This window comes from Roseibium algae (assembly GCF_037783265.1).
Taxonomy (GTDB): domain Bacteria; phylum Pseudomonadota; class Alphaproteobacteria; order Rhizobiales; family Stappiaceae; genus Roseibium; species Roseibium algae.
Genome location: NZ_JBAKIA010000034.1, coordinates 1 through 10,814 on the forward strand (window position 1 = coordinate 1; position 10,814 = coordinate 10,814).

Annotated in this window: 4 protein-coding genes and 1 pseudogene; 1 reads left to right on the forward strand and 4 read right to left on the reverse strand. The window is 54.3% G+C overall.

Going from position 1 to position 10,814, the window contains the following annotated elements:
- Positions 1-133: 133 nt before the first annotated feature.
- The 4 genes from V6575_RS23390 to V6575_RS22890 all read right to left on the reverse strand — a co-directional run bounded on the left by V6575_RS23390 (position 134) and on the right by V6575_RS22890 (position 10,029).
- Entirely contained in the window at positions 134-289 is a 156-nt protein-coding gene (locus tag V6575_RS23390) for a helix-turn-helix domain-containing protein (RefSeq protein WP_422785623.1), read from the reverse strand.
- Between the two features lie 99 nt (positions 290-388).
- Entirely contained in the window at positions 389-2,251 is a 1,863-nt protein-coding gene (locus tag V6575_RS22880; RefSeq protein WP_340277796.1) for a sensor histidine kinase, read from the reverse strand.
- An 11-nt stretch (positions 2,252-2,262) separates the two neighbouring features.
- A complete protein-coding gene (locus tag V6575_RS22885) occupies positions 2,263-2,946 on the reverse strand; it encodes a LuxR C-terminal-related transcriptional regulator (RefSeq protein ID WP_340277797.1) in 684 nt (227 codons plus the stop codon).
- Positions 2,947-2,979: 33 nt separating this feature from the next.
- Positions 2,980-10,029 (reverse strand): autotransporter outer membrane beta-barrel domain-containing protein, encoded by a 7,050-nt coding sequence (locus V6575_RS22890; RefSeq protein ID WP_340277798.1) that lies wholly within the window; start codon positions 10,027-10,029, stop codon positions 2,980-2,982.
- A 455-nt stretch (positions 10,030-10,484) separates the two neighbouring features.
- Between V6575_RS22890 and V6575_RS22895 the strand changes: the two are divergent.
- Positions 10,485-10,688, forward strand: a pseudogene (locus tag V6575_RS22895) (IS6 family transposase); the annotation flags it as partial.
- Positions 10,689-10,814 lie beyond the last annotated feature (126 nt).

Below are 10,814 nucleotides of genomic sequence, written 5' to 3' on the forward strand. Positions count from 1 at the left end.
GCAGTGCATCAAGCGCGACCTTCGCTTTAAACGCGTCCGTAAAATTCCGGCGTCTCGCCATTCTCGTATCCCTTCAAATCAATGGGATACACCTTAACAACCTGTCCAAATTTCCGGGAACACTTCAGTACACTCAGATAGATTCTGGCTGCGCGGGGTGATCTTCCAAGGCGCGATAAACTGTCATCCTGGAAACGTTTAGTTCACGAGCAACGGCATGCCGTCGCCCATCGACTTCGAGCGACAGGAAAAAATGAGACAGAAAGGCGTCTAAGAAACGCGGGGCTATTCAGTTAGCGCCAAAAACTTTGCGCACGTCCGGCAAAGGCAACCGGAAATCATTGCAAAACGCTCGACGAATTTCAGCAAGTTATCGCTCAGGACATTGCTAATTTGCATTGTCGCCTGCGTTATCCGACATCTCCCAACACAATGTCACTTTGCTTCCAATATTTGAGCTGCTGATTTCGAGGGTCGCCGGGATGGATTTGGCCCGCCGCTTCATACCCATCAATCCTATATGGCCCTGGGTCCGTGAGCGTCCTGCTACAGGTTCAAGATCAAACCCATGCCCGTTGTCTGTCACCGAAATCGAGCAGCGCTCTGTTGCCACAGTAATTGTGGACGCCTTTGAATGCTTGATAGCGTTGGTGATGGCTTCCTGCACGATGCGCAACAAGCTCAGGTTATGGGACGGACCTGCAACAGACAGAACCGGCTCTTCATCAACCTCCCATTTCAACGCAATATGATGTTTATCCAAAAGAGGTGACAACCGTCCACGCAGCATTCCCAGTTGGGTGGAAATGCTGTCGTTGGCTTCCAGGCTGTCGATCATTAGACCCATGTCGCTCAGCGCATTTTCCAGCGCGGTTTGTAGAACGACGTCCTGATCCGGCTGAGACGCCATATAGGCCAGGGTGTTCACCAACTGGCCGCCAATTCCGTCATGTAGATCCAGAAGAATTCTCTGTCGTTCTTCATCAATCGCCTGGCGCTGAGTCTGTGCATTTAGCTTTTCATAGGATTCGCGTAGCTCTTGCGATTTCTGGTCAACGGTGGATTGCAAAGTGATGGTCAGTTTTTCGTATTGCTGAAGTGCAGCAGCCAACTGATAAAAAATGATCCAAAGCAGGCCCAGAAAGTATGTCACCGGGATCAACGGAGTCGTCATTATCGAAACAAAATTTGGCCAAACATACTGCGACAGCCATTCAATTGAAGTCAGCGTCAAGGCAATCGCATAGAGACCGAACAAGACAGAGAAATTGAGCCAGCTGGTCTTCTCACGTTTGGCAACCAACACGGCAAGCACGAACAGCCCCAGACAAAGACAGAGCAACTGGTAACCTGCCAAACCCGTCGCAAATTCCTCATCTGGAAGGAGAACCAAAACACAAATGCCAGCAAACAAACCTGCAAGTACGCCCAACTGGAATGCCTGCAGTCGCGCGCTAATGAGAGATGCTGTGAAGCCAAGTAAACACCACGCGAAAAGACCTATTGTGGCATTCCACAACACTACCCAAATACGGTAATCATATAGAAAATTCGGGTACACCCAATGAAAACATACGGCGCTGACGGAGAAATTTGCGGCCATTAGCCAAAGAAACTTATGATCCCGGCGCCGGAACAGCCAGAAGAAAAGCACTGAGAACCCGGCAAGTATTGCCAGAGCGAAATTCACCCGCGCCATGCCAACCCGCAAGATCAAACGCACCTGATGGGCAAAATCGAGAGCTGCAGCATCACCGATGTAGACAGGGAACAACGACAGGTTGTTAAAGTAATCGGCGCTCAAGTCCACAGAAACTAGGTTATCATTGCGGTTTAAAACAACGTTAGGAACAATCGAAAGGGCAGGCCGGTGCCAGCTATGAAACAATAGTGCTTGCTCATCAGCAGGCTGCTTTCTTGTAACGGCAACGCCGTTGACATGTACGGAGACAGCATCTGAGAACTTCGGCAAATAAATTGCGGTGACATCGTCCGGACCAGCAGTCATATCAAAGAAAAATGTAAATCGGGCCGAGTGAATGCCGGAATGAATGTTAGGCTTGATATAATAAGGGAGGGTAACGTTTTGAGGTGCGATTTTCTGATCGCAGCTATCTCCTGACAGTCGGCAAACTTGAGCACTTGTTATCTTTATGGCGCCGTCAATATCCGGATAGGGTTCGGTGGGTATCGCGATGAAAACCGCCATCAGTCCGATAACCGTCACCAAGCTTGAACCTAATGCGGTCAAATATCTCCGGATCATATAAGTCCAATTCTCGATGCTCGCGCCACAGCTTCCATGTTCGAGCTCACTTCAAGTTTGCGGTATGTATTGTTGATATGAATGCCGACGGTGCCGACGGAAATGTCCAATAACTCGGCGATTTCCCGGCGTTTGTAGCCACGTGCGACCAAACTCAGGATCTGTTGCTCTCGTTCTGTAAGCTGAGACAGATCGGTGTCAGGAGATTCTGCATCGGCAGGCACCAGCAAGGTCAGCAAATAGCGTGCAATCTTCGGGCTCATCGGACTGCCGCCGTCTATCACGCTGAGGATCTGCTGTCCGGCATCTGCGACCGACCCGCTTTTCAGAATATAACCTTTCGCACCAGCTCGGATAGCGTCCATGGAGCGTTGTCTGTCGCCGAAAACACTGATGGCCATACTATCACACGTCCAGATAGCGTCAGTGGCTGCACGAATAATTTCAACCCCCGAGCCGTCCGGTAATTCGAGATCTGTGAGAACGAACCGTGGTTTATGAGCCTCAAACATAGCCCATGCGGTCTCCAGATCATAAGCGACACCACAAACCTGCAAGTCATCGCAAGCATCGACAGCGTTGCGTAAATTCTCTGCCGTGTGGATCTGATCTTCAACGATCAAGACCGAATGTGGAAGCCCTGATCTCCGGGCCTCGGTAGAGGATGTTTCATCTGACATTACTGCTCTCAAAAACACGAACACCATTCATGACTAAAAACGCATGGTTAGGCCAACTGAGACCCCGTGACTGGAATAGTCTTCACCGAATGCCCCATTGTAATTGATACGACCCTCGAATTGGTCTGAATTAGACAAGGCAACACCCAAGCCAATCCTTCCAAGCTGATTGACCATCGGAACGGTCGTCGAAAACTGGCCTGTTCCAGCGGGAGCCAGATCAAGTTGCGCGTCAGATTTCCAGTCATCAGCATTGGACAAACTGAGACCCGCATTGGCAAACATTAGCATATTAACACCATTGGAGAATTTGAAATCGCGGCCAATCTCAACGCTCGGGGTCACAATCGCAGTCGTTTGCGAACTTGCATCTACCTTCAGATTGAAAATGCCAGCTCCGGTTTCAGTATAGCCCGACGCCATCGTTCGAACCACATCCAACGCCAGCGCAGGGCGGATATAGCCAGAGGCATTGCCAAAGGTATAGCTGCCTCGGATGCGACCACCTACCGTACTGATGTGAGTGTCGCCTTCCGACTTGGAGACGTGGGATGGAATGTTGATCGTCCGATCCAGGTCATATTGACCATAACTGGCGGTCAGAGCGCCCGAGAATGCGAACTTGCCAAATGATCTGCCAAGAGCTGCTGCCACATAACCGGTATCACCGTTTGCATTCGAAAGACCATTGTTGGAATTATAAGAGGCACGCTCATAACCTGCGGCAAATCCAAAGGTCCAATCAGGGCCCAGATGCCCACGCCCACCAGCGCTGACAGTGAACTGATTGCCGTCATACCCTCCGGTTCCGTCCTGTTCGAAGCTGGAGCCGCCCATATCGAACCAGCCGCAATCTTCATCGCCATTCTTGAAACGGGTCTTGGCTTTTCCCTGGCAGAACAGCGCTCCATCCATGCGTGATTGCGCCATCAGAGTCTGCGTGGCAGCCGCCGCCTGCGCGCCACCAGGAGCAAGTGACGTCAGACTGTCAGCATAAAGCTGCTGACCGTTTTCAGACGCAGAAATCGTGCTCAAATCAGCAAGGAAACTCTCGAAATTCGCACCACCCAGCGCAAAAATCCGATCAAGGTGGTGTCCGATCTGGCGTTGGTTGTAGTCCAAAGCTGCAAATGCATTCTCAAACCGGGTTTTTCCAACTGTGATCGAAGCTTTGTTGTCCGCAAGGGTGAGGTCGAAATCGACCGCTGGTGTATCTTCAACCTCCACACCTCCGGTCATCGTACCACCGACGGAAAATACAGTCAGGTTCTGGCGTGGAACCAGTGTCAACGGATCAACTCTTATGGTGCCGTCCAGAACGGCATCGCCGACGATCTCCAGCCTGTCAGCCGAACCATTCTTGAAGTCGGCCGACAACACCATAGACCCCGTCGATGTTTGAGTAAAATTGCCCAGAATACGCGCGACATTGTCCGACTGAGATGCAGCTGCCAGCGTAAATGCGGACCGTGCCGTATTGGCAACAGAGCTCGTAGCAGAAGACCCCGGAGTTCCAGCAACAGCGATATCACCAGCATTCACAACATCAGCATTCGCCGTATCGTCCAGGTTCCAGATACCAGTCCCCTGATTGTTGACCTGTCCAGCAAAGGTGCCGCCTTCATTGCTGAATGCAACGTCGCCATTCAGCGTTCCGGAATTGTTGACAGTCAAGATCTGCGTATCGCCATAAGCCCCGGTGTAAACAACTGCCATGCCTCGAGTTCCGTCAGACGTTGACCCACCGGCTGAAACAGAAGCGCCTTCGGCAATGGACAAGATGTTATTTGCACCTTGCGCGACATAGACACCAGCACCAGCGCCACTGCCGCCAGTCACAGACCCGTTTACATTGACGGAGACTGCATCAGAACTCTCTGGCGCAGAGGACTGGCCAAAGATGCCGATAGAATTGTTACCGGATGTCAAAAGCGTTCCCGTGTGGGTGATCGTAACCGTTGAAGCGTCTCCAGAAAGGCCGCCAGCTGTGCCAGCGGTCAGGACACCGTCGTTGCCGATCAAACCGCCGCCGCCGCCAATCGACTGGGCAATAATCCCATAGGCGGCTTCGCCAATGGTTTGAATGTTGGCATTGAAATCGGCGACGACTGCACTGCCATCACCTCTCGCCTCGCTCGTGGACGATGTAGGAACACTCACATCCAGTGTCGGCCCGGACAAATCACCCGCAATGCCGCCACCGCCGCCAATGGATTGGGCAATGACCGCATGTGCTCCGTCGCCCTTTGTCGTGATGGATCCGCTGGACAAACCGGTCGTGACGGCCCCGCCATCACCGCTGGTACCGTTTAACGAATTGAATTCAACACTCGCCAGGTTGTCTGCACTGGTTGTGCCGCCGATGCCACCGCCACCGCCAACAGACTGTGAAACAATGCCAAAGGCGCGGTCCCCCGAAGTCCTGAATACACCTGCGGTCTCAGTAACGACAATTCCGCCATTACCAGCCGATCCCCCAATACCACCTATGGTCACGTCGATATCAACATCTAACGTATGGCTGGAATCAACAGATGCGCCAACGCCGCCATAGCCGCCACCAGCGCCAATAGATTGGGCCATCAGGCCGTAAGCATCGTCTCCAAAGGTCGTCAAGGACAAGTAACTCGGCTGTGTTAAAGTAACAGATCCGCCATTGCCCGACCCGCCACCATTGCCGCCGTATCCGGCACCCAAAGAGATACCTGCATCAACTGACAAAACATCCAGAATGCTTCCGCCGCCTTCGTTCACGCCGACTTCACCATCAGCGCTGCCTGCAGTTCCAACAGCCCCTTGACCGCCACCGCCGCCAATTGACTGCAGCACTACGCCGTGGGCTGCAGAGCCAGCAGTGGAAATCGACGAATTGACGCCCGTGCCATCATCGAAAAACAAGTTCAAAGTACCGCCATCATTTCCAGTGCCACCGTTGCCACCGACGGCCATGTTGATGCTTACGGTTTGATTTCCGTCGCCATTCGAGGCAGCACCTCCGGCCCCACCGCCGCCACCCACAGATTGGGCAAGGATACCGTCGGCAAAGTCACCCGTGGTTGTGATTTTGCCCGCATGGGTCAGCGACAAATCGCCTCCTGAGCCGCCACTCCCGCCATTTCCACCGAAGGAAAGGGTGATGCCAATTGAAGAATCAACTGCAATCTCGCGACGTGGCAGGGATATTCCGGATTCATTGGTGGAGTCGTTGCCCGCAGATCCGCCCAGACCGCCGCCGCCGCCGATGGATTGAGCGACGACACCATCCGCGTCATTGCCTGCAGTCGTAATGGTACCACCAGTGGTCACATCAATAGCGCCGCCGCGATTGCCACTGCCCCCTGTGGCTCCTACATTGAGTGTCATGGAAGCCGAGCCATTGAACTTGAGAACCTTATTGGGAGCCACACCGGCCTCCTTCTTCAACTCGCCTGCTTCTTTCAATGTAAACCCGGAAGCTGTAAGCCCTATGGAGCCCCCTTGGCCGGTACCGCCTCCGCCGCCAATCGACTGGGCAACCACACCGCGTGATCCAGACCCGGCTGTTGTGATCACGCTGTCCTGGGCCAAAACAACAGTCACATCATCTCCGAGCCCTCCAGTACCACCGCTTCCGCCCAGACCCGCGTCCAGTTGGAAGTCCAGTCCGCGGCCAATCTTGTCATTAGTGGCATTGCCAACACCACCATCACCGCCACCACCGCCAATCGATTGGGCCACAACTCCGTTGGAATTTGCTCCGTAAGTTGCGATGTTCGAACTGTCATCAAGTTCGACGTAAACCACGTTTCCGCCGCCGCCACTTCCGCCTTGTGCACCCAGCGCCATTGAAAAATTAACGGCAGCCGTATTCGGTACTCCGATACTTCCAGCCAGGGAAGAAGCGCCACCACCGTCGCCGCCACCGCCGCCAATGGATTGAGCCAGAATGCCGTGCGAGCCATCGCCCCCGGTTGCAATTGCAGTGGCATTGGACAATGTTCCGGAAACACTGCCCCCTGCGCCACCCGCCCCAGCTGCGCCACCAATGGCCAGAGAACCTGCGACAGCAACAGACCCGCTCTCGCCGGTTGGAACTGCAATTGACATCGCGTCTGCCAGGGAAGAACCACCGGTACCACCGCCACCACCGACCGACTGCATCGTCAGACCATGAGCAGAGGCTGCATCCGCGCCCAGGGCTGTGCCTGCCGAACCTGTGCAAGCGTTGCCACTAATGCCTGTTGATATACAGGTGCTCTCCAGTCCCACTGTAATATTGTTACCTTCTCCCCCAGATCCACCAGATCCGCCAACAGCTGAATCAAATGTAAATCCAAAGGAAACATCATACCCGGAGGCAGCCCCGCCTGTGCCACCGCCACCGCCGACCGATTGTGCGAGGATCGCGCCGGAATTCGAACCAGTCGTTGTGATCGTACTGTTGGCGATGTCAACGGTCGAGGTCCCGCCGCTGTAACCACCGCCGGCAGCGCCGCCAATTTGCAGAGCAATCGGCGTCACGCCATTGACTGCGGTCGAATTGCCGCCATTGCCGCCACCGCCGCCAACGGACTGTGCGATAAGGCCCTTTGCGTTACCACCAGTTGTCCCAAGTGTCAGCGCGTCGAAATGAGCTGCAACGCTTCCACCCTGCCCACCATCCCCGGCGCTACCGCCGACTTGAACAGCCAGAACGGACCCAACCGCGCCGCCTTGAAAGTCGCCGCCATTGCCGCCGCCGCCGCCGACTGACTGGGCAATGACGCCATGGGCGAAGTCACCAGAAGTCAAAACACTGCTGCCGGCTTGTTGCGGTTGCGGCGCTTCTGAGCCCGGGTCGGAGACTGTGGCGCAGTTAGCGTAGCTGTTCGTAACACAGACTGTGCCGCCAAAACCTCCGCCAGACGCGCTACCGCCCACACCGATACCAACGCCTGCGGAAATCTCCGTCACGGACCCGCCGTTACCACCGCCGCCGCCCACTGACTGAGCAACGATGCCATAAGCGCTGCTACCGGATGTCTGGATTGTGCCACCAACGGCATACACACTTGCCGTGCCTCCGTCACCGCCAGAACTGCCCGTTCCTCCGATGGTGAACATTCCCGAGGCTCCGCCGCCGGTGCCACCACCGCCGCCGATTGATTGCATGGCAATGCCATACCCCGCGTCACCTGTTGTCGTGATGTTTCCGGAATTCGTCACATAAGAGCTGGAATTGTTGTCGCTTCCACTACCAGCCGTCCCGCCGACTGCTAAAATTCCACCCGCAGTTCCCGCGGCTCCGCCACCACCCGAAATCGATTGTCCCAGGATCCCAATGCCAAGGATACCGCTGGTCTGTATGGCACCGGTGTTGTTGATCTCAACGATTTTACCTTCACCGCCGCCGCCGCCATCACCGCCCAGCTCCAGCGTCAGTCCATCAGAAATACCGCCGGTTCCGCCAGAGCCGCCAATGGATTGCCCCAAAATGCCATAGGCGTGATCCCCAGCTGTCGTGATGCTTGTTGCCGTTGTAATCTGGACTTTTTCTCCATCGCCGCCGTTGCCTCCATTTCCACCGGAACCGGACAAGACACCGGTAAAATCGTCACCGGTTCCACCGCCGCCACCAATGGAATGAAACGTCAGCCCAACCGCATAATCCCCTTGGGTGGCTATGGAAGTGCCTGCTTGTGTATAAACACCAACCGCACCAGCATTGCCGCCCGCACCTGCTGTACCCGCATCGTCCCCGCCCAGGCCACCAACCGATTGAGCCAGGATCCCGTAGGCTTCATCGCCCTGCGTTTCAATCCGAGAGTCACTCGCGAAATTTACCTGGATTTGACCTCCAGCGCCGCCAGCACCGCCAGTGGATTTTGAATCGCCATTCCCATTGCCACCGGCCCCACCCTGACTGCGCGCCACAACACCCCGAATGGCGCCACCGCTTGTTGATATCGTTCCACCATTTACAGTGACCGTCAGAACATCGGTGATGCCATCAGTGCTTCCACCTGCACCTTCACCACCAGTATTCTTGTCTGAAGATTCACCACCAGCGCCACCTTCTGAAAGTGCATAGATACCAGCAGATTCGCCCACTAGGCTGTTGCCGCTTGCTTGAATGAAGATATTTCCAGAATTTGTGATGGTAATGGGTCGACCTTCTTCACCCCGACCGCCAGGATCGCTATTGTCGTAAGACTTCAAGCCTTCGCCACCTTGACTCCTGGCAAAGATGCCATGAACGCCATCAGACCCTGATGCGATTTCTTCATAATACAGCGAAAGATCAGCAGTATTAGTGATGGAAATAGTGCTCCCTGACCCGCCATTGCCGTTATCGGCACCGCCTGAGTTGCCCACTCCATTGGCATTAATGACCCGCCCTTCATTCTGGCCCCTGACCGGAGCGCCGGAAGCACCCAGCGAGATAGCGCCCGAGTTGGTCAGCGTAATCTGCATCGCATCGCCCGAATTCCCGCCTTTTTGATCGCCTGCAGCGTCATTCTGTTGCCCGCCAGCTCCAGCCCCACTGTGGGCATCAATTCCAATAATCTTGGCATTCTGCGCCTGAGTTGCACTGCTTTCGATCGAAATAGCTGCCGAATTTGTTACGGTGACCTCACCTCCGTCACCGCCGCGTCCACCATCATCGCCATTTTTGTCGGGCTCCACTCCATCTCCGCCATTAGCGCCGACGCGAATTCCCGTGATCTTAGTTACCTGGGAGCCTGCTGAAGCCGTTCCGGTTATGGTGATGCCGCCGCTGTTGTCGACAGTCAGGATTCCGCCAGGAACACCACTGGCGCCGCTCGTGTCGCTGCCATTTGTACTGGATCCGCCGTGGCCATAGACATTCAAAAGAATGCCATAGATTTCATCGCCATCACCGCTATCTGGAGTCAGCGTGGCCTCGTTTGTCAATTCGTAAGTCGATTGAGCACTCGTAGTACCTGAGACATACACCGAGGTGAGCCCGTCATCATCCGTAATTGTGCAGGTTACAATGCCACTATCTTCCACCAGAGGGCAATCGGCAGAAGCCGGCGCAGAGACACAGAGCGCAATAAGTGAAACAGATGTCCATACACCAACCTTCCGATTGAAAGCCAATCTTGCTTTTCGCGCGGCGAAAGAGTCCTGAACTGGAGCTTGCCTATCGGTTGATGACCATAGATGCATAATTGAGTCTTCCTCGGTGCATGTCTCAGACACGGGCACATCGATTGAGCTAGGTACCAATCAATTCAGCACAGCAAACCTAATAATTCCTAGTTTCTCTTAACGTAGGGATCGCTTATGTTTCCATATACACTTCCATAGAGCAGGGGTGAGGTGGTCGAGGGAATCCGGATCAGTTGTTAAGGTGGATCGTATGACGAGAGAGACGATCCAGAATGACAAAGAGAAAGAGCCATTCGGCAGATTTCAAAGCCAAGAACACTTGATTCAATCTGCCGGAAGCTGAGGTGATGATTGCAGTCAAAGGTTATGACTGCGACGAATAGCACTGCCCATCCCGGGATTGCCAAGTTGTTGACGGAACTCAGAGCTTGTAGATCGCTGTGATGATTCAGAGTTCCGATTTTCCGCGCCTTAAGGGCTTCCGTTTTCCCAGGTCGATCATTTCCTACGCGGTTTAGGCGTATCATCGCTTTGCGTTGAGTACGGCTGATGTTGAAGATCTCCTGGCGGAGCGGGGTATTGGTGTCAGCCGGGAAACGATCCGCAACTGGGTGAACCGGTTTGGTCGGCATTTCGCGCGTTGCATGGCTTTGGTGCATGAATAAGAATTCAACGATTTCTGCTTATTCGGTTGCGATCGAAACCAACTTGATTGGTCCAGCATGCCGTATAAACATAACGCCAGTCGCCGCTATCACATCGGCAAGATGAAG

What these genes read in the sequence shown, in the direction of transcription:
- V6575_RS22885 (WP_340277797.1), bottom strand. Translation starts at nt 2,946, where the DNA reads ATGTCAGATGAAACATCCTCTACCGAGGCCCGGAGATCAGGGCTTCCA.